Annotated in this window: 18 protein-coding genes; 8 read left to right on the top strand and 10 right to left on the bottom strand. The window is 75.2% G+C overall.

What is annotated here, in order from left to right; all coding sequences use genetic code 11:
* Nucleotides 1-7 precede the first annotated feature (7 nt).
* Entirely contained in the window at nt 8-805 is a 798-nt protein-coding gene (locus ACIRS1_RS15310; RefSeq protein WP_402839616.1) for a phytanoyl-CoA dioxygenase family protein, read from the bottom strand.
* A 365-nt stretch (nt 806-1,170) separates the two neighbouring features.
* Here ACIRS1_RS15310 and ACIRS1_RS15305 point away from each other — a divergent pair, with 365 nt between their 5' ends.
* The 3 genes from ACIRS1_RS15305 (at nt 1,171) to ACIRS1_RS15295 (ending at nt 3,059) form a co-directional block, all read left to right on the top strand.
* Nucleotides 1,171-1,854 carry a TetR/AcrR family transcriptional regulator gene (locus ACIRS1_RS15305; protein ID WP_360215269.1) on the top strand — a complete coding sequence of 228 codons (684 nt, stop codon included), beginning with the start codon at nt 1,171-1,173 and terminating at the stop codon, nt 1,852-1,854.
* Between the two features lie 156 nt (nt 1,855-2,010).
* Nucleotides 2,011-2,205 (top strand): DUF1918 domain-containing protein, encoded by a 195-nt coding sequence (locus ACIRS1_RS15300; RefSeq protein ID WP_360215266.1) that lies wholly within the window; start codon nt 2,011-2,013, stop codon nt 2,203-2,205.
* Nucleotides 2,206-2,255: 50 nt separating this feature from the next.
* Nucleotides 2,256-3,059: a DedA family protein gene (locus ACIRS1_RS15295; RefSeq protein ID WP_402839613.1), complete on the top strand. Its 804-nt coding sequence runs from the start codon at nt 2,256-2,258 to the stop codon at nt 3,057-3,059.
* Between the two features lie 21 nt (nt 3,060-3,080).
* Here the strand turns inward: ACIRS1_RS15295 and ACIRS1_RS15290 are convergent, their stop codons facing one another.
* The 6 genes from ACIRS1_RS15290 to ACIRS1_RS15265 all read right to left on the bottom strand — a co-directional run bounded on the left by ACIRS1_RS15290 (nt 3,081) and on the right by ACIRS1_RS15265 (nt 9,871).
* Nucleotides 3,081-3,821, bottom strand: coding sequence for a PIG-L deacetylase family protein (locus tag ACIRS1_RS15290; protein ID WP_360215260.1), 741 nt, complete (start codon nt 3,819-3,821; stop codon nt 3,081-3,083).
* A gap of 367 nt (nt 3,822-4,188) precedes the next feature.
* Nucleotides 4,189-5,424 (bottom strand): MFS transporter, encoded by a 1,236-nt coding sequence (locus ACIRS1_RS15285; RefSeq protein ID WP_402839611.1) that lies wholly within the window; start codon nt 5,422-5,424, stop codon nt 4,189-4,191.
* 5 nt (nt 5,425-5,429) lie between these two features.
* Nucleotides 5,430-6,065, bottom strand: a complete 636-nt coding sequence (locus ACIRS1_RS15280; RefSeq protein ID WP_402839608.1) for a GNAT family N-acetyltransferase — start codon at nt 6,063-6,065, stop codon at nt 5,430-5,432.
* The gene (locus tag ACIRS1_RS15275) at nt 6,062-7,300 is read right to left on the bottom strand and encodes a type III PLP-dependent enzyme (RefSeq protein ID WP_402839688.1); all 1,239 of its coding nucleotides are present in this window, start codon (nt 7,298-7,300) and stop codon (nt 6,062-6,064) included. The genes ACIRS1_RS15280 and ACIRS1_RS15275 overlap by 4 nt, the downstream gene beginning before the upstream one ends.
* 166 nt (nt 7,301-7,466) lie before the next feature.
* Nucleotides 7,467-8,780: a DUF6271 family protein gene (locus ACIRS1_RS15270; protein WP_402839605.1), complete on the bottom strand. Its 1,314-nt coding sequence runs from the start codon at nt 8,778-8,780 to the stop codon at nt 7,467-7,469.
* Nucleotides 8,762-9,871, bottom strand: a complete 1,110-nt coding sequence (locus ACIRS1_RS15265; RefSeq protein ID WP_402839603.1) for a phytanoyl-CoA dioxygenase family protein — start codon at nt 9,869-9,871, stop codon at nt 8,762-8,764. Before ACIRS1_RS15265 ends, ACIRS1_RS15270 begins: the two co-directional genes overlap by 19 nt.
* Before the next feature lie 523 nt (nt 9,872-10,394).
* Here ACIRS1_RS15265 and ACIRS1_RS15260 point away from each other — a divergent pair.
* A complete protein-coding gene (locus tag ACIRS1_RS15260) occupies nt 10,395-12,353 on the top strand; it encodes an FUSC family protein (protein ID WP_402839600.1) in 1,959 nt (652 codons plus the stop codon).
* A 76-nt stretch (nt 12,354-12,429) separates the two neighbouring features.
* On the opposite strand, the gene ACIRS1_RS15255 is transcribed toward ACIRS1_RS15260, so the two are convergent.
* The gene (locus ACIRS1_RS15255) at nt 12,430-13,833 is read right to left on the bottom strand and encodes an amidase (RefSeq protein WP_402839597.1); all 1,404 of its coding nucleotides are present in this window, start codon (nt 13,831-13,833) and stop codon (nt 12,430-12,432) included.
* Nucleotides 13,834-14,128: 295 nt separating this feature from the next.
* Between ACIRS1_RS15255 and ACIRS1_RS15250 the strand changes: the two genes are divergently transcribed.
* Nucleotides 14,129-15,457 (top strand): cytochrome P450, encoded by a 1,329-nt coding sequence (locus tag ACIRS1_RS15250; protein WP_402839595.1) that lies wholly within the window; start codon nt 14,129-14,131, stop codon nt 15,455-15,457.
* A 49-nt stretch (nt 15,458-15,506) separates the two neighbouring features.
* On the opposite strand, the gene ACIRS1_RS15245 is transcribed toward ACIRS1_RS15250, so the two are convergent.
* A complete protein-coding gene (locus ACIRS1_RS15245) occupies nt 15,507-16,088 on the bottom strand; it encodes a DUF421 domain-containing protein (protein WP_387906923.1) in 582 nt (193 codons plus the stop codon).
* A 181-nt stretch (nt 16,089-16,269) separates the two neighbouring features.
* Nucleotides 16,270-17,091: a LysR family substrate-binding domain-containing protein gene (locus tag ACIRS1_RS15240; protein ID WP_387906991.1), complete on the bottom strand. Its 822-nt coding sequence runs from the start codon at nt 17,089-17,091 to the stop codon at nt 16,270-16,272.
* A 67-nt stretch (nt 17,092-17,158) separates the two neighbouring features.
* Between ACIRS1_RS15240 and ACIRS1_RS15235 the strand changes: the two genes are divergently transcribed.
* The 3 genes from ACIRS1_RS15235 to ACIRS1_RS15225 all read left to right on the top strand — a co-directional run bounded on the left by ACIRS1_RS15235 (nt 17,159) and on the right by ACIRS1_RS15225 (nt 20,631).
* The gene (locus ACIRS1_RS15235) at nt 17,159-17,578 is read left to right on the top strand and encodes a DUF5997 family protein (protein ID WP_360215230.1); all 420 of its coding nucleotides are present in this window, start codon (nt 17,159-17,161) and stop codon (nt 17,576-17,578) included.
* Nucleotides 17,579-17,792: 214 nt separating this feature from the next.
* On the top strand, nt 17,793-18,707 hold the full coding sequence (locus ACIRS1_RS15230) for an SDR family oxidoreductase (protein ID WP_402839591.1): 915 nt from the start codon (nt 17,793-17,795) through the stop codon (nt 18,705-18,707).
* A gap of 247 nt (nt 18,708-18,954) precedes the next feature.
* On the top strand, nt 18,955-20,631 hold the full coding sequence (locus ACIRS1_RS15225; protein ID WP_402839588.1) for a DUF885 domain-containing protein: 1,677 nt from the start codon (nt 18,955-18,957) through the stop codon (nt 20,629-20,631).
* Nucleotides 20,632-20,635: the final 4 nt, after the last annotated feature.

The raw sequence follows: 20,635 nt of genomic DNA, 5'->3' as shown, positions 1-20,635 counted from the left end.
GTCCTCCTCAGACGGTTCCGGTGTACTCGGTGAAGTGCCGTTCCGCGAACAGCTCCGGCCACTGGGCGCCCGCCAGCCCCAGTTCGCGGGCCCGGGCGAGCATCTGGCGCCAGTACGGCTTCACCGGGCGCCAGCGCGCGCCGACCTGGCAGTAGGACGCGTCGATGAAGTAGCGGGGGGAGCCAGGGCCGTCGGGCGCCGGTCTGCGGGTGTGGAGCAGGGCCGAGTCGAGCAGCACGGTGGAGCCCGCGGGCAGCCGGTCGATGACCACCTCGCCGGCCAGTTCGCAGGTGCCGTGGTGGGCGAAGGACGCCTTGCCGACGACGCGGCGGTGCGAGCCGGGCAGCACCGCCAGACTGCCGACCTTCTCGTCCAGCCCGCCGAGGTAGTGCAGCGCGTGGACCATCAGCAGCGACGGGTCGGAGCGGTCGTTGGGCTCGCGGTCGTGGTGCCAGGGCTTGCCGGGGATCCCCGGCGCCTGGCGGTCGCTGTGCAGGTGGTGGAAGACGAAGGACGGGCCGATCAGGCCGGTCAGGGTGCGCAACAGCGGCGGGTGGGTGAGGAGCCGGCCGTGGGCGGGCAGTTCCAGTTCGAGCAGCGGGGGCGCCGCGCGCCCGGTCGGGTCGGCGCAGGCGGCGATCGAGTCGGCGCGCAGTCCCTCGTCGACCCAGCGGTCGACCTCGGGGACGAGCCGCGAGCGGAGCGGCTCCGGCAGCAGGCCGGGCAGGACCAGGTAGCCGGACTCGAGGAACCGGCGGCGCTGCGCGCCGGAGGGGGCCTCACGCCCCGGGGAGGACGGCGTCACCGAGCGGATCCCTTCCTTCCGGACGACGGGACGCACAACCGGGCACGGTCGATCGGACCTGAACGGGTTCGGTGGGTCGCACGGGACCATCCAGACCTCGGGTGGCGACGGAGACGTCCGTCGTCGCCACAGCTGACACACGGGTCACCACGAAGAGACACGAGTTGATCACGCAAAGTAGTCCGCGTGAGGAGTATGAACCGGCCTTCGCGTCCACGACAAGACCACGGCCGACCCGTGGACACCTTCCCGCCACCGTGCCGTTCAGCTCCGGCCACCGGTCGACCCGCTCCCCACGGGGCACTCGGGAGCGCCACCGCACCGGTGATTGGCCGCCGGAACAGCGGATACGGCAGAGTGACGTCATGAGCGCCGACACCAGGAGTCACCAGACGGCCGGCCGCGGCCCCGTGGTCCGACGGCGACCGGTCCAGCAGCGCAGCCAGGAGCGGTACGGCCGGATCCTGGACGCCTGCGCCGGACTGCTCGACGAGGTCGGCGCCACCGCGCTCACCACCAAGGAGGTGGCACAGCGCGCCCAGGTGCCGATCGGCACCCTCTACCAGTTCTTCGCCGGCAAGGAGGACCTGCTGGCGGCGCTCGCCACCCGCAACCTCGACCAGTACCTCCAGCGGCTCGACGGCCGGCTCGCGGGCGCCGCCCCGCTCGGCCCGGCCGGGTTCACCGACCTCGCGGTGGACGAGTTCGTCGCCATGAAGCGCACGGTGCGCGGCTTCGGCCAGGTCGACTTCGGCCTCGCCGACGCCGGGCCGGCCCTCCCCGCCTGGGTCCACGACGACCAGCACCTGCTCGACGCGGGCGTGGACAACAACACCGCCGTCGCGCTGCGCCTGCAGGCGCTCGGCGGGGACCTGTTCGCGGCGGCCGACCCGGCGGCGCTCACCCTGGCCCTGCGGGTCGCCCTGGAGGCCGCCGACGCGGTGCTCAAACTGGCCTTCCGCAGCGACCCGGACGGCGATCCGGCCCTGATCGCCGAGTGCAAGCGGCTGGTGCGCTGCTACCTCACCGAGCAGCCGCCCGCCCGCTGAACCGGCCCGGGGCCCGCCACCGGGCCCCGCCGGCAGCGCACCCGCCGCCCCCGACCCGGCCGCCCGAGGCGTTGCGAGCCCGCCGCCGCGGCAGCACAGTGGAAACCGTGGACCGGAACGGCCGCGCGGCGGCCGCCACGACCCGAGGAGCAGACCATGCACGCAGCGGTAGGTGACCAGCTCCACATCCACAGCAGGTCGGTGGGCATGGTGGACCAGAAGGGCGAGATCGTCGAGGTGCGCGGCGCCGACGGCCAACCGCCGTACGTGGTCCGCTTCGAGGACGGACACCAGGGCCTGATCTACCCCGGCCCGGACTGCAACATCGAGCCGCGCGCGACGAACCGCTGACCGACACCCCCACCGCCCCGCACCCCACCGGGACGAGGTGGTGAGGAGCGGTGTCCGCCGCCACGACCCCGCTGCCCGGGGCGCTCGCCGGGCTCGCGCCACTGCTGGACCACTACGGGTACCTCGCGGTGGCGCTGCTCGTGCTGCTCGACAACTGCGGCATCCCGGTACCCGGGCAGACCATCCTGGTGCTCGCCTCGGTGTACGCCGGGACGGGCCACCTGAACTTCGCCGCCGTCCTGCTGATCGCCGTCGTCGCCGCCACCGTCGGCAACAGCCTGGGCTACCTGATCGGCCGCACCGGCGGGCGCGCCTTCGTCCACCGCTGGGGCCGCTACGTGCTGCTCACCCCGGAGCGGATGGAGCGGGCGGACGGCTTCTTCGCCCGGCACGGCGCCAAGGTCGTCACGGTGGCCCGCTTCGTGGACGGGCTGCGCCAGACCAACGGCATCATCGCGGGCACGACGGAGATGCCCTGGCGCCGGTTCCAGCCGTTCAACGTGCTCGGCGCGGTGCTGTGGGTGGGCGTCTGGGGCACCTTCGGCTACCTGGCCGGGGCCAACATCGGCACGGTCTACCGGACGGCGATCCGCTACCAGCTCTGGTTCGCCGTCGGCCTCGGCCTGCTGGTGGCGGCCTTCCTGCTCCGGCAGGTGCTGCGCTACCGGCGCCGGCGCGCGGAGGACGGCGGTGCCGACGGGAACCCCGCCGGCACCGAGCCGGGCACCGGGCCCGACACCGCCCCGGGCGGCACCACCGGCACCACCTCCGACCCCGCCACCGGGGACGGCACCGCCACCGGGCACGACACCGCCACCGGGGACGGCACCGAACCCGGCCCCGACCGCGACTGAACGGGCCGGCCGCCCGCGCGCCTACCGCAGCGGGAACACCTCGAACGGCACCGCGAACCGCACCCCCAGCCGGCTGCCGGCGCCGCGCCCGAAGCCCTCCAGGAACTCGCGCGCGTCCGCCATCGCCCCGCCCAGCCCGGCCAGGTACGCCTTGTGCTCCTCCAGCGAGGCGACGCCCAGGTCGAAGTGGTCGGTGGTGTCCACCGCGTGCCGCGCCTCGGGCGAGCCCGCCGCCCACACCTGCCGCACCCCGTTCCACGGCTCGTGGCCCTCGTCGAGCAGCTCGCGGAACACCCACCGGTTACCGGCGTCGCGCACCGCGTCCAGGGTGGCGCGTCCGACCGCGATGTGGTCGGCCTGGTTGAGGAACACCCCGCCGTAGGTCTCCCGGAAGTTGCTGGTGATCACCACGTCGGGCCGGTGCCGGCGCACCGCCCGGGCGATGTCCCGGCGCAGCGGCAGCCCGTACTCGAGGACCCCGTCCGGGTGGCCGAGGAACTCTACCGTGTCGACGCCGACGACCCGCGCCGAGGCGATCTGCTCGGCCTCGCGCAGCGGACCGCACTCCTCGGGGCTCATCGAGTCGATGCCGGCCTCGCCGCTGGTGACCATCACGTAGACGACCTTCTTGCCCTGCGAGGTCCAGCGTGCGACGGCCGCGGCGCCGCCGTACTCCATGTCGTCCGGGTGGGCGACGACGGCCAGGGCCGTGGTCCAGTCCTCGTCGACGGGGAGGTAGGGCTCGGGGGCCTGCTCGGTCATGGTGCTCTCGCCTCTCGCTCCGTGCATCACAGTCGTACGGTCGTACCGCAGGCGACTCTAGAAGACCCCCGGCGTCGACGCACCGTCAGACAACCTTCCGGCCCGCGTCCTTGCCCCGGGGCCGGTCCGGCGGACGACCCGCCGCCCCGCGAAGGAGTGGCGCCCCGGACGCCGGGAGCGTCCGGGCGGGCCGCCCGACGGGACGGGCTCGCCCGGAACGTCCGCGACGGGGGCGCGGACGTGCCGGGCGAGGGTCGGGTGCGGGCGGGTGACCGGGTGGTCCCGCCCCGACGGAGGGGGGGCTCGCCCGGAACGTCCGCGACGGGGGAGGGCGCGGCGTGCCGGGCGAGGGTCGGGGGTACGGGCGTCAGGCCGGGCCTGCCGCGAGGTCGGCGCCGGGCCCGGTGCGGGGCTCCGGGGCCGGCCAGCCGATGCGCAGGGCGCAGAGCGAGACGATCGCGGCGGAGGCGGCGACGGCGGCCATGCCCCAGACCAGACTGGTGGCGTCGGCGATGAAGCCGATCACGGCCGGGCCGGCGAGCAGTCCGGTGGTGCCCATCGCGGCGACCAGGGAGAGCGCGTCGGAGCCCTGGCGGGCCGCGGCGACGTAGACGCAGGGGGTGACGGCCGCGACGCCCAGGCCGACGCAGGCGAAGCCGAGCAGGGTCGGGACGACGCCGCCGACGAGCAGGGCGAGGGCCAGTCCGGCGCCGGCCAGCAGGCTGCCGGTCCGGACGATCCGGCCGTCGCCGAACCGGGTCCGCCAGCCGTCGGCGAAGATCCGGGCGAGCACCATCATCACCGAGACCACCGCGATGCCCATCGGAGCGAGCCCGGCGCCGGCGTCCACGACGTCCTTGAGGTAGAGCGCGGACCAGTCGTTCATGGCGCCCTCGGTGACGGTGCCGAAGACCATGGCCAGCCCCATCCAGAGGGTGGCCGCGACGGGCAGGGCGAAGCGGCGCCGCGCCTTCCGCCCCGAGGGCGCCGGCTCCGCCGCCTTCGCCTCGTCCGTCTTCGCCTCGTCGGCGTCCGCCTCGTCGACGAGCAGCCCGGGCCGGGCGGCGACGACCAGGACGGCGAGCAGGGCGGCGGCGACACCGAAGTGCGCGAGCAGGCCGTCGGTGACGGCGGTGACGCCGGAGGCCAGCAGCGCGGCCAGCAGCGAGCCGGCGCTGAAGGTGGCGTGCAGCCGGGACATCGTGGTCCGCCGGTACCTGGCCTCGAGCGCCGCGCCCTGGGCGTTCATCGCCACGTTCAGGCAGCCCACCGCGACGCCGTCGCAGAACAGCACCAGGAGGGTGAGCGGGTAGTCGGGCACCACGGACAGGGCGAGCAGGACGACGCCGAGGGCGAGCGCGGACAGCACCGACAGCAGGCGCGAACCGACCCGCCGCATCAGCACCGCGACCAGCGGGAAGGACACCGCCGCGCCGACCCCGCAGGTCATCAGCAGCAGGCCGATCTGGGCCTCGCCGAGGTCGAGCCGGGCCTTGAGCGCGGGGATCCGGGAGACCCAGCTCGCGTACTGGAATCCGAGCAGGAGGAACAGGGCGCCGATGGCCAGTTGGGACCGGCGGAAGGCGTCTCGATCGGGGGACATGTGCATCAGCCCACTTCGGCTCTGGGTGGGGACCCGGGGGACGGTTCGGTGGAGCGCGCCGGCGGCCGGGGCACGCCCGGGGCGGGCGCCGGGGCGGCGGCAGGGACGGGCGCCGGGGCGGCGGGGAGCACCGCGGGGGCCGCGACCGGGCCGAGCGGCATCGCCATGTAGACGGCCTGCAGCCCGTAGCTCTCGGGCAGGTCGACCTCGGGCCGCGCCCGGTAGCCCAGCGGGCCCCACACCACCTGCGCGCCGCCGACGGCGACCAGCGAGACGGTGCGGTAGCCGGCCGCGCGGGCGGTCTCCTCCAGGTGGCGCAGCAGCCGGTGGCCGAGGCCCCGGCCGCGCAGCTCCTCGGCGACGACCAGGTCGTGGGCGTGCATGTTGGTGGCGCGCACGCCGCCCGCCTCGCTCCGGCTGAGGTCCGGACACCGGAACAGCGGGTAGGGCAAGGCGAGCAGGTACCCGCCGAAGCCGCCGGCGTGCTCCAGCACGAAGCAGGTGTCGGGTGAGGCCCGGTACCGGGACTGCAGGGCGGCGCGCCCCTCGGAGAGACCGCTGGCGGCGTAGGCGCGCTCCTCGAGCGCGACCAGGGCGTCCCAGTCCCCCTCCCGGAGCAGCCGGATCCTGACGTCGTTCATGCCGCGCCCCCGTCCCGGCCGGCCGTTCCGTCCACGGCGCCGGTCACGCCGGGGCCGTCCGCACCGCCCGTGCCGTCCGCCGGCTCCGTCCCGCCCACGCAGACGTAGGGCAGCGGCTCGAAGCCGTTGAACCCGCGAGTGGTGTAGGCGGTGGCGTACGCCCCGCAGGAGTGGATCCAGACCGGGTCGCCGGAGGCGATCGCGCGCGGGACGCGGACCAGGCCGCCGTCCCGGGTGTAGGCGTCGTCGCTGTCGCAGGTCGGCCCGGCGACGACGGCGTTGACGAACTGGCCACCGGGGTGGGTGGGGAACTCCAGCCGGTACTGCAGCTCGTCCATCTCGTAGAGGCCGTTGAACTTGCCGCAGCTCAGGTAGAGCCAGTCCTCCCGGGTGCCGTCGAGCTGGCGGCGCGAGGAGAGCCGGGCGACGTGGGCGCGGATGGCCCCGTGGTCGGCGACCAGGTGGCGGCCGGGTTCCAGCAGGAACTCCAGCGGTGCGGCGTTGACGGTGCGCAGCCGCTCCATGCCCTCGCGGATCACCGCGAACATCTTGTCCAGCGGCGGCTCCAGCGGTCGGCCGTGCCGGTCGAGGACGCCGAGGGCGGGCAGGCCGCCCCCGAGGTTGATCCGCTGCGGGGTGATGCCGCGCCAGTTGAGCGCCTCCAGGACGGCGGCGAGCGAGTCGACGGCGGCACCCCAGGCCTCGGCGGTCATCTGCTGGGAGCCCACGTGGACGGAGAGCCCGGACGGGACGAGCCCGGCCGTGCGGGCCGCGTCCAGGACGCGCAGCGCGTCCTCCGGCGAGCAGCCGAACTTGCGGCTCAGGCCCCACAGGGCGCCGTCGCCGGTGGTGGCGATCCGGCAGAACACCCTTGAGTCGGGAGCGTGTTCGGCGATCGCGGCGACGTCCTCCAGGCTGTCGGTGGCGAAGTCGCGCACGCCCAGCCGGTACGCCTCGGCGATGTTGCGGTCGGACTTGATGGTGTTGCCGTAGTGGATCCGCTCGGGGCCGACCCCGGTGCGCAGCGCCTGGGCGATCTCCTGCGGGCTGGCCGCGTCGAAGCCGGAGCCGAGCGCGGCGAGGCCGGCGAGCACCTCGTCGACCGGGCAGGCCTTCATGGCGAACCGGACGTCGACGCCGGGGAGTTCACGGACGAGGGCGGCGTACTGGCGCCCGATGCCGTCGAGGTCGTAGACGATCCGGTCGTCGGTGGCGGCGGCGAGGGCGGCGCGGATCGCCGTCCGGTCGTGCGCGCCCGGGTCGGGTGCGGGGCCGGCTGGGTCGCCGGCGTGGTGGGCGGTGGTGTGGTGCGCGGGGGCGCGGTGGGCGTTCGCCTGGCGGTGGCCGGCGCTCTGGCAGTGGGTGGTGCTCTGGGATATCACGGATGGGCTCCCGGTCCGGCTACCGCGGCAGCCGCTCGGCGGGGGTGGTCCTGCTCGCCCGGGTCAGCGGGCCCCACGCGTCGATCAGCAGCGCGAAGTCCTCGATGTCCGCCTGCGCCTCGTCGAGCAGGCGTGCCCGCTGGGGCGCCAGGTGGTCGGCGAACTCGGCGTACTTGCCGCCCAGTCGCCGGTAGCAGCGGTCGAGTTCGTCGAGCCGCCGGTGGTTCTCCGCGCGGTCCGTCGCGGCGCTGCGGCGGGCGGAGTCGGCGATGGCGTCGGCGCGCACGTGGTGCGCCTCGTCCAGGAGGGCGTCGCCGGCCGCCTCCATGTCGAAGTAGACCGGGTAGAGGTAGAGCATGGAGAGCAGGAACTTGGCGTAGCGCAGCTGGTAGGCGGTGAAGCCGGCGCCGGTGCGGCGTTCCGGGGTGTAGTAGTTGACGATGTGCCGGTTGTGGACGACGCCGGGCAGGGTGGCGTCCCGGACGAGGTGCAGCAGGAAGTAGTCGCTGCCGATGGTGTCGGTGGCGGGCGGCAGCGGGACGCGCTCGTAGACCTCGTGGTCGATGGCGACGTTGCACATGTCGATCCGCCAGATGTCGGGCAGGTCGAGCACGGCGCGGTCGCCGCCGAACGGTTCGGTGCCGCCGCCGGTGAAGGACTCGGCGACGAGCTCGCGCCGCTCCTCCTCGCTCGCACCGGTGGGCGCCCAGAGCGCGACGACCCGGTGGTAGGCCTGCGGGTCGAGGTCGCGGATCTCGGCGAGGTCGACGGAGAGTTCACCGACGAAGGAGCCGCCGACCAGGGCCACGGGCTTGTCCGCGTGCGCCGGGTCGAGGGTGTGGTCGGTGACGGCGGCGGCCGCGTCGGCGGCCTTCAGGCCGAGTGCGGCCAGTTCCGGGACGATCGGGAACACCGGTTCGCCCTCGAGGAGTTGGTAGTGGCTGTCGGAGTCGCGGCGGTGCACGGAGGTGCAGCCGAGGGCGGCGGCGAGCAGGAAGGCGCGGTTGGTGCAGGCGCCGTAGGAGACGGCGTCGGGCAGCATGAGGTCGAGCAACCGCTCGGGGCCGGCGGCGCCGGAGCGCTCGATCACGTCGCGCAGGAAGGCGCGTTGGGCGTCCTCGTCGAGGTGGTGGACGGTCACCCGCTCGACGGCGGGCAGGGCGGCGACGGCCTCGGCGTGCCGGCGGAAGACGGCCGGGTCGGCGGAGTCCAGGAGCAGCAGGTGCACGCGGACGTCGAACCGCGCCGCGGCGAAGGCGGCTTCGGCGCCGATCGCGGCGATGGTGGCCGCGCACTCGCGGTTGGTGGGCAGGGTCAGGCAGACGGTTCGCATTCGGGCTCCCCCGTGGACGTGGCGGGCTGGTGCGAGGCGGGATCCTGCTCCGCCGGCGCCGGGTCCGCGCTCGCGCGGCCGTGCCAGGAGCGCAGGCCGAGCAGCTTCTCGCCGAGTTCGGTGAGCCGGGCCGGCCCGTACCGCAGCGACTCGTGCCTGACCGGGTCGCCGACCAGGGTGCGGTTCCAGTCCGGGGTGGCGAGGGTGCGCCAGGACTCCACCCGGGAGCGGCGCATCTGCTCGGCCTCCTCCAGCGCGGGCATCATGGACAGGTACTGCACGGCCCGCACGCCGTTCTCGGAGGTGTTGCGGGCGACTCCGTGGGCCAGCAGGCCGTTCCAGATCAGCAGGTCGCCGGCGGCCAACTCGGGCCGCACCACCGGGAACTCGGTGCGGTCGACGTCCGGGCGGATCGGGTCGCGGTCGGCCGGCTGGGCGGCCTGCCACTCGTTGAACCGGCGGAACAGCTCCGGGTTGCACTGGAAGCCGCCGTGGTCGGGGCGGGTGTCGTCGAGCGCGATGATGCCCTGGACGCGCTGGGGCAGCATGCCCTGGGTGGTGTCGACGTCCCAGTGCAGCTCGATGTCGAAGCCCTTGTCGGTGGGCTCGATGAGTGCGCGGTCGCGGTTGCGGACGTTCGGCGGGTTGAGATTGAGCCGGTCGAGGGTGACCCAGAGCTCCTCGCAGTCCCAGACGTCGACGAAGGCGTCGTAGACGCGGCGGGTCTGCCGGCTGTCCCAGATCAGCTGGTGGTGGTAGGCCTCGACGAAGCCGTAGATGTGCAGGTGCTGGTCGAGTTCGTCCCGGTAGTCGCGCTCGCGGTACCAGTCCTCGGGGCGGTCGGGCGAGAGGCCCTGGAACTCCCAGGCGAACTCCAGCAGGCGCCGTGCGGCCTCGGCCGGGACGGCCTGCTTGACCACGACGTAGCCGTAGGTCTGCCAGAACGCGAAGTCCTCGTCGGAGAGCACCCGCAGCGGGTGCTTCTTGCGGATCTCGCGCAGCGCGGTCCGCGCGAGGTAGCTCTCCCCGTCCTCACTGAAGTAGGGGCGCTCCGAGGCGGCTCGGTGCAGATACCCGTCAGGGCTCGGCATGGGCAGTCACTCCATGGTTCGTAGTCGACGCAGCGCCCCTCGGGCGCAGAGTGCGGGTACGGCGAGCCGACGGCCCGTCACCGGCCGCACGCGGAATTCGGCCCACGAACGCGTGCCGATCCGCACACGCTCCGTCCCTTCCGGGGCCCGGTCGCGGGCTTCGCCGAAAGGGGCCAACTCGCAAGTCCGGCAGGCGTGCTCACCCCGTCTCAGCCTTTTGCCGAACCGCGCTCCCCATACGTTGGACTAGACCAACTAATGGTGTCAACCCTCGATCGGCGGTTACCAACGGGGAAATCCACGCAGCTCATGACGGCCCTCGGGAGCGCTTTATGTTTCGGGAACCGACATAAGCCGGGATATGTTTCCGGAATTGACATAACCGTCGGTGAACCGGATCGGCCGCCCGTCCGTTGCCCGCCCGCCCGGGCCGGACGCCCGGCGAACCCCGGACCGGAGGCCGGACGACCCCGGACCGGACGCAGGACGAGCCGCGGGCCGGGCCCGGCCGTACGTTGGGCCCATGGCACGCCGCCGACGAGTCGCCGCCAGGCTCGCCCCGCCCAGCTGGCTGACCGAGGGCCTGCGGCCCGCGCCCGCGCCGGTGCCCTGGGCGGCGGCGGCCCGGGCCTCGGTGGCGCTCGCCGCGCCGCTCGCGGTCGGCACCGCCACCGGCCGGACCGGGTACGGCGCGCTGGTGTCGATGGGCGCCCTGTCCGGGGTCATCGGTGACACCGCGGACGCCTACCGGATGCGGGTGTTCAACATCGCCGTCCCCCAGCTGTTCGGCGCGCTCGGGGTGCTCCTCGGCGCCCTGGTGTACGGCTCGGGCTGGACGGCCGTCGCCGTGCTGACCGCCGTCGCCCTGGTCTCCGGCATGATCTCCTCGATCGGCGCGGTGGCCTCCGTCTCCGGGCTGCTCCTGCTGCTGAACGCGGTCGTCGGCGCCGGGCTCCCGCTGCCCCCGCCGTGGTGGCTGCCTCCCGCGCTGCTGCTGCTCGGCGGCCTGCTGGTGCTCGCCCTCACCCTGCTGGCCTGGCCGCTGCGCGGCGGCACACCGGAGCGATCGGCCGTCGCGGACACCTACCGGACGGTCGCCGCCGTCCTCGAGGCCACCGGCACCCCCGGCCACGACGCCCGGCGCCAGGCGCTCACCCGGTCGCTCAACCACTCCTACGACCTGCTGCTCGCCCGCCGGGCCCGCCGGCACGGCCGCTCCCCCACCCTGGTGCGCCTGCTCGCCCAGCTCAACGCCGTCATCCCCGTGGTGGAGGCCGTCGCGGCGGCCCAGCTGCGCCCGAGCCCGCAGGTACCGCTGCCGGCCGCCTACCCGGCGGCCGTGCGCGACCTGGCCGCGGCCATCGACCACGACCGCCCCGGGCGCGCCCCGCCACCCGCCCTCCCCGCACCCACGGGGCCGTCCACCCGGGCGCTGGTGGACGCCATCGGCCACGCCCGGAGCGTCGTGCACGAGACCGAACCCGACCCGTACGGCGCCGAGGACCGGCTCGGCCGGCCCGCCGCGCTGCGGGTCCGCGCCCGGAAGGCGGCGCACGCCCTGCTGCTGTCCGGCGCGTCCTGGCGGTACGGCCTGCGGCTGGCGCTGTGCATCGGCCTCGCCCAGATCCTGGTCTCGGTGCTCGCCGTCCCCCGTTCCTACTGGGTGGCGCTCACCGTCACCTTCGTGATGAAACCGGACTTCGGCTCGGTGTTCTCCCGGGCGGTACTGCGCGCCCTCGGCACCGCCGGCGGGCTGCTGATCGCCGTGCCGGTGCTGGCCGCGGTGCCGCGCGGCTGGTGGGACGTCCCCGTGATGGCGGTGCTCGCGGCGCTGATCCCGGCGATGTCGGCGAAGGGCTACGCCTTCCAGACCGCGGCGATCACCCCGGTGGTCCTGCTGCTCTCGGACCTGCTCAACCACCAGGGCTTCCACCTGGTGCCGCCCCGGCTGTACGACTCGCTGATCGGCTGCGCCATCGCGCTGCTGGCCGGCTACCTGTTCTGGCCGGAGTCCTGGCACACCCGGATCGGGGAGCGGCTGGCCGACGCCGTCGCGGACAGCGGCTCGTACGTCGCCCTGGCCTTCACCACCGCGCCCGGACGGGACCACCCGGCCCGCGCCCGCTACCGGCGGCGGCTCTACCGGGACCTCTCCGCGGTGCGCAGCGAGTTCCAGCGGGCGCTCACCGAGCCGCCGCCGGTCGGGACCAGGGCCGAGGCCTGGTGGCCGCTGGTGATCGCGGTCGAGCGGATCGTGGACACCACCACGGCCACCCGGGTCCGGGTCGAGCACGGTGCGCCGGCCCCCTCGCCCGCCGAGGTCCGTGCCGTCACCCGGGAGCTGGCCGCCCTGGCCGACGCGCTACGCACGGGCGCACCGCTGCCCGCGGCCGGGGCGGACGCCCTCTCGCCGGACTGCGCGCTGGCCCGGCTGCACCACGAGGTGCAGGCGGCCCGGGCGGTCGCCGCCCCGGCCGGGTAGCGCCCCGGGCGCCGGGCCGACCCGGGCCGGGCGCCCGGGCCGGGACGAGACGGAGCCGGGAGCGGGGGGCCGGGGCTCAGTCCTGGATCCGGCGCCAGGGCCGGTCCGCCTCCAGCTCGAAGGCCAGCTCCAGCAGCCGCCGCTCCTCGCCGTGCGCCGCCGACAGGTGCACGCCGATCGGCAGGCCACCCGGTGCGACGCCGGTGGGCAGCGCGATGCCGGGCCCGCCCGTCACGTTGTTGACCGGCGTGAACGCGACGTAGCGCAGCAGGCGCTCGATCAGCTCGTCGAAGGCCACGTTGGGGCTGAGGTGCCCGATAGGCGGGGCGGTGTGCGCGAGCACCGGCGAGAGCACCGCGTCGTGGCTGCGGAAGATGCCCGCGTAGGCGGCCTCGGTCCGGCGCAGCCGGCGCAGCACCGCCGGGACGTGCCGGAACTCGCGCTGGAAGCGGCGGCGCAGGCCGGTGGTCAGGCCGTCCAGGCGGTTGATCCGGAAGCTGCGGTCCAGCATCAGCCGGCCGCTGACGGCGATGGCGAAGGCGATGTACCCCCAGTACAGGACGAAGTCGCGGGAGAACTCCTCGCCGAACGGCAGGGTGGTCTCCTCGACGTGGTGCCCGAGCGCCGACAGCCGGGCGGCCGTCTCCTGCACCGCCGCCCGGGTGGGGCCGTCGGTGGTGGCGATCGGCGAGTCGACGACCAGCCCGATCCGCAGCCGGCGCGCCGCCGGGCCCTCGACCAGCCCGATCGGGGCCAGCCGGGGGTTGCGGTGGTGGCGTTCGGCGGCGGCGTAGAAGGCCGCGGTGTCGCGCACCGAGCGGGTCAGCACGCCGTCGGTGACGATGTCGATCGGCAGCTTGTCGCTCTGGGCGTTGACGACCAGGCGGCCCCGGGTGGGCTTGAGGCCGACCAGTCCGCAGCAGGCCGCGGGGATGCGGATCGAGCCGCCGCCGTCGTTGGCGTGCGCGATCGGCACCACGCCGGCGGCCACCAGGGCGGCCGAGCCGCCGGAGGAGGCGCCCGCGGAGTGCGAGGGCTTCCACGGGTTGCGCACCGGCTGCGCGGTGGCGAACTCGGTGGAGGCGTTCAGCCCGAACTCGGGCAACCGGGTCTTGCCGAGCACGGACAGGCCGGTGGCGAGGAACTGGTCCGTGAAGCGGGCGTTGCGGCGGGCGGGGCGGGCCCGGAACGCCTCGCTGCCCATGGCCGTCGGAAGACCCTGCAGGTCGACGTTGTCCTTGAGGAAGGTCGGAACGCCGTACAGCGGGCCGCCGGCCCCGCCCGGGCCGGAGCGCGGACGGTCGTACGAGGGGTGGGCGACGGGCGTCAGCACGCCGTCGATCCGGGCCGCCCGGGCGGCCGCGGCGGCGGCCAGCTCCGCGGGGGACACCTCGCCGGAGCGGACCAGCGCGGCCAGCGCCACGGCGTCGTGCGCCCCGAGGGCGTCGTCGGTGAACGCGTGGGCCCGCTCGTCGGACATCCGAACTCCCCAATCCCTACTGACCAGTAGTCTCGCAAGTTCCGCAGTGTAGGGGCGGGGCGGCGCCCGGGGATACCCCCCACGCCGAAGGCGGCGCCGCCACGCACCACCGCGCTCCCGGCGTCGGCCGACGTTCCCCCAGGCGCCGGGCGGCGCACGGACGTTCGGCACGCGCCCCCCTGCCTCCCCCGCCCGCCCACCGCGGATCGTTTCGCCACCGGGCCCCGGGAAAGATCGGGAGCACGAACCGTCCCGGCCACCACCGTTGCGGCCACCCCCACCCAAGGTGACGCCCGTGCCCACCCAGTACACCTCGGCCACCGCCCCCGGCGCCCTGCCCCTGCTCGGCCACACCCCGGCCCTGCTCCGCCGGCCGCTCGCCTTCGTCGCCGGCCTGCCCGCCCACGGCGACCTCGTCCGGCTCCGACTCGGCCCGCGCGACGCGTACGTCGCCTGCCACCCCGAGCTGGTACGCCGGCTGCTCGCCGAGGACCACCTCCTCGACCGGGGCGGGCCCGGCCCCGGCGCCGGCCCCGCGGGCGGCGCCGGCCCCGCCGGCTGCCCCGCCGCGGCCCACCGGCGCCGGCGCCGCCTGCTCCAACCCGCCTTCCACCACGACCGGTTGCCCGGCTACGCCGCGCTGATGGCCGAGGAGATCGCCGGCACCACCGCCCGCTGGCGCGTCGGCGACGTGGTCGACGTCCCCGCCGCGATGCACCGCCTCACCACCGCCGCCACCGCCCGCTGCCTGTTCGCCGCCCACGACCGGGCCGGCTCCCCTGCCGTGCACGACAGCGTGGACGTCGTCACCCGCGGCACCGGCCGGCGCGTCACGCTGCCGCTGCCCGGAGCCGACCGCCTCCCCACCCCCGGCAACCGCCGTCTCCGGCGCGCCCGCCGGGACCTGTCGGAGCTCACCGGGCGGCTCGTCGCCGGCCACCGGGCCACCGGCGCCGACCACCACGACCTGCTGTCCGGGCTGCTCGACGCCCGCGACGAGGACGGGCGCGGGCTCACCGACGCGGAGGTCCACGACCAGGTGGCCACCTTCCTGCTCACCGGCACGGAGACCACCGCCGCCACCCTCGCCTGGGCCTGGTCGCTGCTCGCCCGCCACCCGGCCGTCCGCGAGCGGCTGCACACCGAACTCGACACCGTGCTCGACGGGCGCCCCGCCCGCTACGAGGACCTCCCGGCCCTGCCGCTCACCGCCCGCGTGGTCAGCGAGACCCTGCGGCTCTACCCGCCGGTCTGGATCCTCAGCCGCACCGTCACCACGGACGCCGACCTCGGCGGCCTGCACGTCCCGGCCGGCGCCACCGTCCTGTTCAGCCCGTACCTGCTGCACCGCCGGGCCGACCTGTTCCGCCGCCCGGACCGCTTCGACCCCGACCGCTGGCTCACCACCGCCCGCCCCTCCCCCGGCACCTACGCCCCCTTCGGCCTCGGTGCCCGCCGCTGCCTCGGCGACGCCTTCGGCACCACCGAGGCCGTCCTCGCCATCGCCACCATCGCCGCCCGGTGGAGCGTCACCCCGACCCCGGGGCGCACCGTCCGCCCCGGCCGCGGCCCCTCGCTCTCCCCGCGCCCCTACACGGCCACCCTCGCCCGCCGGGCCCGGTGAGGCCTCACGGGGCCCGGTGAGCCCGTCCGGGCGCGGCGGGCCGCCCGCCTCAGCGCCCCCGGCCCCGGTCGGCCGCCAGGGTGGCGAGCAGCCCCTCGATCGACTCCAGCCGGCGCCGCAGCTCCTCGACGTCGCCCCGGGTGGCGCCCTGCTCCTCGGGCTTGAGGGTGATCACCAGCTGCCCGTCCGGCTCCAGGCGGCCGACCGCGACGTCCCGGACGGTGTCCCCGTTCTGCACCCGCACCGCGTGCTCGATCTCGGACGCCCGCAGCGCGAGGCCGCGCAGCGACTCCGGCACGAGCCGGCCGTCCTTGACGACGGTGGTCGGGGTTCCCTCCAGCAGCCGGGCGGCGCGCGGGTCCCGGGCGAGCCAGCGGGTGACGGCGGAGTTCACCGTGACCAGGGTGACCGCGCCGATCGTGCCCCCGAGCAGGCTGTTGTCGTTGCCGATGATCGCGTTCTGCACCACGTTGGAGAGCAGGAAGACGACCACCATGTCGAAGGTGTTCAGCCCGGCCAGCCCGCGTTTGCCCGCGACCCTGAACAGCACCAGGATCAGCACGTAGACCGCCACCGTGCGGACGACCTTCTCCGCGATCGGCATCTGGACAACCACCAGGTCGTGCCACACGGCGTGCTCCTCCAACCCCTCGACCGGACGGGGCCGGCAGCGCCCGGGGCCGACGGTACGCGCCCCACCGGGCCCCGGCCAGCACCGGAGGCCCCGGGCGTACCGGCCGGGGGCTCCGGCGCGTGGCGCCGCGGGGCGGCCGCCCGGGCCTGGCCCCAAGGACCGCCGCCCGGGGCTGGCGCTACGAGCGCCGCTTGGGCTTGCCGCTGCCCCGCTTCGCGGCCGCACCGCCCCGGCCGCCCGCCGAAGGCCGCGGCTTGCCCTGGGTCTTCTGCTGGCCGCCCTTCTGCTGGCCCGCCCGCTGCTGGCCGGCCTTCTGCTGGCCCGCCTTCGGCGACTGGGGCTTGCGCGCCTGCGCGCCCTTCTTCGGCTCGGCGGCGGGGGCGGCCGGCTGCGCACCCCGGCCGCGCGAGCTGTTGACCGTCCGGCCGCGGACGATGCCGATGAACTCCTCGACCAGGTCCGTCGTCTCCTCCTGCCGCCAGGCCAGCACCACCTGGGACTGCGGCGCCTCCACGACCGGACGGAAGGTGAGGTCGCGCCGGTGGTGCAGCCGGGCCAGCGACTGCGGCACCAGCAGCACCCCGACGTTGGCCGCCACCAGCTCGATCGCGTCGGCGGTGGTGGCCGGGCGCTCGACGGCCGGGCGGCCGGGCAGCTCCCCCGGCCAGCCCAGGGTGTCGTCGAGCGGGTGGAACACCACGTCCTCGGCGAGGTCGGTCAGCGCGACCTCCTCGGCCGCGGCGAGCCAATGGTCCTTGGGGAAGACCACCACGGTGGTCTCGGTGTACAGCGGGATCGCGCTGAGCACGTCCCGGTCGACCGGCAGCCGGAGCAGCCCGGCGTCCGCGGTGCCCCCGCGCAGGGTCCCCTCGGCGTCGCCGACCGGCACCGCGAGGAGGTCGAGCGGCACGTCCGGGAGCCGCTCGCCCCAGACCCGGGCCCACTTGCCGGGGGTCACGCCCGGGACGTACACGAGCCGGAAGGACGGGTTCACCTGCATCTCTGTCACAGGGCAAGGCTACCGACCGTGACCGGGAGCGCCCGCGCACTCCCTTACCCTTGTCTCCATGACATCGCTCAAGCAGAAGACCGGCCAGACCATGAAGCCGGCCACCGCGGCCAAGAAGCTGGGGATCTACCTCGACGCGGCGCCGACCGGCTTCCAGGAGGGCGTGGTCTCCCGCGAGGAGCTCAACGCGCTGCAGGCCGAGCCGCCGCAGTGGCTCCAGGAGCTGCGCAAGAACGGCCCGCACCCGCGCCCGGTGGTCGCCGCCAAGCTCGGCATCTCCATCTCGGGCCTGGCCCGCGGTGGTGTGACGGAGGCGCTCACCACCGACCAGATCGAGGCGATCAAGGCCGAGAACCCGCTCTGGCTGCAGCACGAGCGCGCCAACCAGGTGGACGTCCGCAAGGAGACCGCCCGGATCAAGGCGAAGCACGACAAGGAGGCCGCGGCCAAGGCCGCCAAGGCCGCCCACGCGGGCTGAGCAGCGGCTCCGGCCGAGTGTCGGACCCCTGCGCGAGGATGGTGCCGACGTCCGTTCCACGGGCGTCGGCACAGTCGTCACCGCGGCCGGTCGGTCCCCGTGGGTCCGATGGGTCCGGCGGGTCGTTCCCGGGCGCAGCCGGGCCCGCCCGGGCCGGTCGGTGGCGTGACCGGGCAGCGGGCGGCCGCCGGAGGCGGTCAGGGAGGCGGGGCGCGTGGCAGGGGTACTGGACGGGCGGATCGCGCTGGTCGCGGGGGCGACGCGGGGCGCGGGGCGGGGCATCGCCGTCGAACTCGGTGCCGCGGGCGCCACGGTGTACGTCACCGGGCGCAGCACCCGGCGGCAGCGCTCGGAGTACGACCGCCCGGAGACGGTCGAGGACACCGCCGACCTGGTGACGGCGGCCGGCGGAACGGGCATCGCCGTCCCGACGGACCACCTCGTCCCCGCCCGGGTCGCCGCCCTGGTCGAGCGGATCGACGCCGAGCAGGGCCGACTGGACGTCCTGGTCAACGACATCTGGGGCGGCGAGAACCTGTTCGGCTGGAACGTCCCGGTCTGGGAGCACGACCTGGACGACGGCCTGCGGCTGCTGCGGCTGGCCGTGGAGACGCACGCCGTGACCAGCCACCACGCGCTCCCGCTGCTGCTGCGGCACCCGGGCGGCCTGGTCGTCGAAATGACGGACGGCACCGCCGAGTACAACGGCGCCACCTACCGCAACTCCTTCTTCTACGACCTCGCCAAGTCCTCCGTGCTGCGGATGGCCTTCTCCCTCGGCCACGAGCTGGGCCCGCGCGGCGCCACCGCCGTCGCGCTCACGCCCGGCTGGATGCGCTCCGAGATGATGCTGGAGCACTTCGGCGTCACCGAGGAGACCTGGCGGGACGCCGTGGCGCGGGAGCCGCACTTCGGCATCTCCGAGACGCCGCACTACGTCGGCCGGGCGGTCGCCGCCCTGGCCGCCGACCCGGCGCTCGCCCGGTGGAACGGCCGGTCGCTGTCCAGCGGGCAGCTCGCCCGGGAGTACGGCTTCACCGACCTCGACGGCAGCCGCCCGGACTGCTGGCGCTACCTGGTCGAGGTCCAGGACGCCGGCCTGCCCGCCGCACCGGAGGCCTACCGCTGACGCACCGTCAGACCGGTGCCCCGGCACGCGGACACCGGCGCGGACCGGCAGCACCGCGCCGGTGCCGCACCCCGGCGCGGCCCGGCCCCGACGTCGGCCGGCGCTCGTTCCACCGGCCCCGTACCACCGGTGCTTATTTCCACCGGTGCTTATTGACCGCGCCGCCGGCCGCTCCGAATAATCGGCGCAACCGGGGCCGCCCAGGGCCCCCTCGGCACACAGACCGCACCGGACCGGGGGAACGATCGTGACCGATCAGCCGCATCAGGCCGAACTCGCCGCACTCGCAGAGGAGTTCTTCGCCGCCGAGAACGCGCACAACCCGTTCGACGCGACGCTCAGCGGGGTCGAGGGCCACGCCCACCAGGTGCCCGACCCCTCCCGGGCGGCCGCGCTGCGCCACCGCGAGGTGCTGACGGGCATCGGTACGCGGCTGGCCGCGATCCCGGTGGACGCGCTGACCGGCGACGACCGGATCACCCACGGCGTCCTCGGCCGGCTGATCGACAACGGCACCGGCCAGATCACCCACGGGCTGGCCGACTTCAGCGTCTCGGCGACCATCGTGGCACCGCAGAACGCGGCGTTCACCTCGCTCGCCATGACCTCCGTCGACCAGGAGGGCCCCGAGGCCTACCTGGAGCGGCTGGCCGGCCTGCCGGGCTACTTCGACGCCGTCCTGCAGGGCTTCCTGGACACCGCGGCCGACGGCCGACGGCCGCTGCGCAGCGGCGTCGACGCCGCCGTCACCCAGCTGGACGCCTACCTGGCCGCCGGCCCGGACGACGACCAGCTGCTGCGCCCGATGCGGGGCCGGCCGGAGCTCGAACGGGCCCTGGCGATCGTCCGCGACGGCGTGCGCCCGGCGGTGGCCCGCTACCGGGCCGGGCTGGCCCAGCAGTTGGCCGCGGACGCCCGGCCCGACGACCAGGCCGGCGTCTGCCACGTGCCCGGCGGCACCGAGGGCTACGCCGACGCCGTCGCCCGCTACACCCGGCCGGGCCTCACCCCGGAGGAGGTCCACCGGATCGGCCTGGACACCGTGGCCGAGCTGCGCGAGGAGTTCGCCGAGCTGGGCGGCCGGGTGCTCGGCATCACCGACACCGAGGGCGTGCTGACCGCGCTGCGCGAGGACCGCGCGCTGCGCTTCGACAGCGCCGCCGAGATCATCGCCCTCGTCGACGACGCGCTGGAGCGCGCCCGCCGCGCCTCGGTCGACTACTTCCGCCCCTACCCGATCGCCGACTGCGTGACCCGGGAGATCGACCCGGTCGAGGCGGAGACCGCGCCGCTGGCCTACTACCAGCCGCCGGGCCCCGGCGGCCTGCCCGGCACCCACTGGATCAACACCCTGCGCCCGCAGACCCGGTTCCGGTACGAGTACGAGGCGATCGCCTTCCACGAGAGCGTGCCCGGCCACCACCTGCAGATCGCCGTCGCCCAGACGCTGCACCACCTGCCGGTGTTCCGGCAGAAGCCGAGCGGTCAGCTGACCGCCCACGTCGAGGGCTGGGGCCTGTACACCGAGCGGCTCGCCGACGAGATGGGGCTGTACAGCTCGGACCTCTCGCGCTTCGGCATGCTCTCGATGGACGCGCTGCGCGCCGTGCGCCTGGTCGTCGACACCGGACTGCACCACTTCGGCTGGTCGCGGGAGCGGGCGATCGCGTTCATGCGGGACAACACGGCCACCACCGAGGAGAACGTCCGCAACGAGATCGACCGGTACATCTCCTGGCCGGGCCAGGCCACCGCCTACCTGATCGGCCGTCGGGAGATCGTCCGGCACCGCGAGCGCGCCCAGGCGGCTCTGGGCGGGCGGTTCGACGTCCGGGAGTTCCACCACCAGCTGATCGGGCACGGCAGCCTGCCCCTGGGGGTGCTGGACGAGCTCATCTCGGACTGGATCGCGGCGCAGCGGTAGCCCG

The organism is Kitasatospora sp. NPDC101176, assembly GCF_044768035.1.
Classification (GTDB): domain Bacteria; phylum Actinomycetota; class Actinomycetes; order Streptomycetales; family Streptomycetaceae; genus Kitasatospora.
The sequence above is the reverse complement of the archived record's forward strand: the minus strand, read 5'-3'. Positions and strand labels throughout refer to the sequence as shown.

Coding starts and splice junctions, on each gene's coding strand:
- ACIRS1_RS15300 (WP_360215266.1), top strand. CDS start 2,011: ATGCACGCAGCGGTAGGTGACCAGCTCCACATCCACAGCAGGTCGGTG.
- ACIRS1_RS15290 (WP_360215260.1), bottom strand. CDS start 3,821: ATGACCGAGCAGGCCCCCGAGCCCTACCTCCCCGTCGACGAGGACTGG.
- ACIRS1_RS15235 (WP_360215230.1), top strand. CDS start 17,159: ATGACATCGCTCAAGCAGAAGACCGGCCAGACCATGAAGCCGGCCACC.
- ACIRS1_RS15285 (WP_402839611.1), bottom strand. CDS start 5,424: ATGTCCCCCGATCGAGACGCCTTCCGCCGGTCCCAACTGGCCATCGGC.
- ACIRS1_RS15260 (WP_402839600.1), top strand. CDS start 10,395: ATGGCACGCCGCCGACGAGTCGCCGCCAGGCTCGCCCCGCCCAGCTGG.
- ACIRS1_RS15255 (WP_402839597.1), bottom strand. CDS start 13,833: ATGTCCGACGAGCGGGCCCACGCGTTCACCGACGACGCCCTCGGGGCG.
- ACIRS1_RS15240 (WP_387906991.1), bottom strand. CDS start 17,091: ATGCAGGTGAACCCGTCCTTCCGGCTCGTGTACGTCCCGGGCGTGACC.
- ACIRS1_RS15305 (WP_360215269.1), top strand. CDS start 1,171: ATGAGCGCCGACACCAGGAGTCACCAGACGGCCGGCCGCGGCCCCGTG.
- ACIRS1_RS15265 (WP_402839603.1), bottom strand. CDS start 9,871: ATGCCGAGCCCTGACGGGTATCTGCACCGAGCCGCCTCGGAGCGCCCC.
- ACIRS1_RS15280 (WP_402839608.1), bottom strand. CDS start 6,065: ATGAACGACGTCAGGATCCGGCTGCTCCGGGAGGGGGACTGGGACGCC.
- ACIRS1_RS15270 (WP_402839605.1), bottom strand. CDS start 8,780: ATGCGAACCGTCTGCCTGACCCTGCCCACCAACCGCGAGTGCGCGGCC.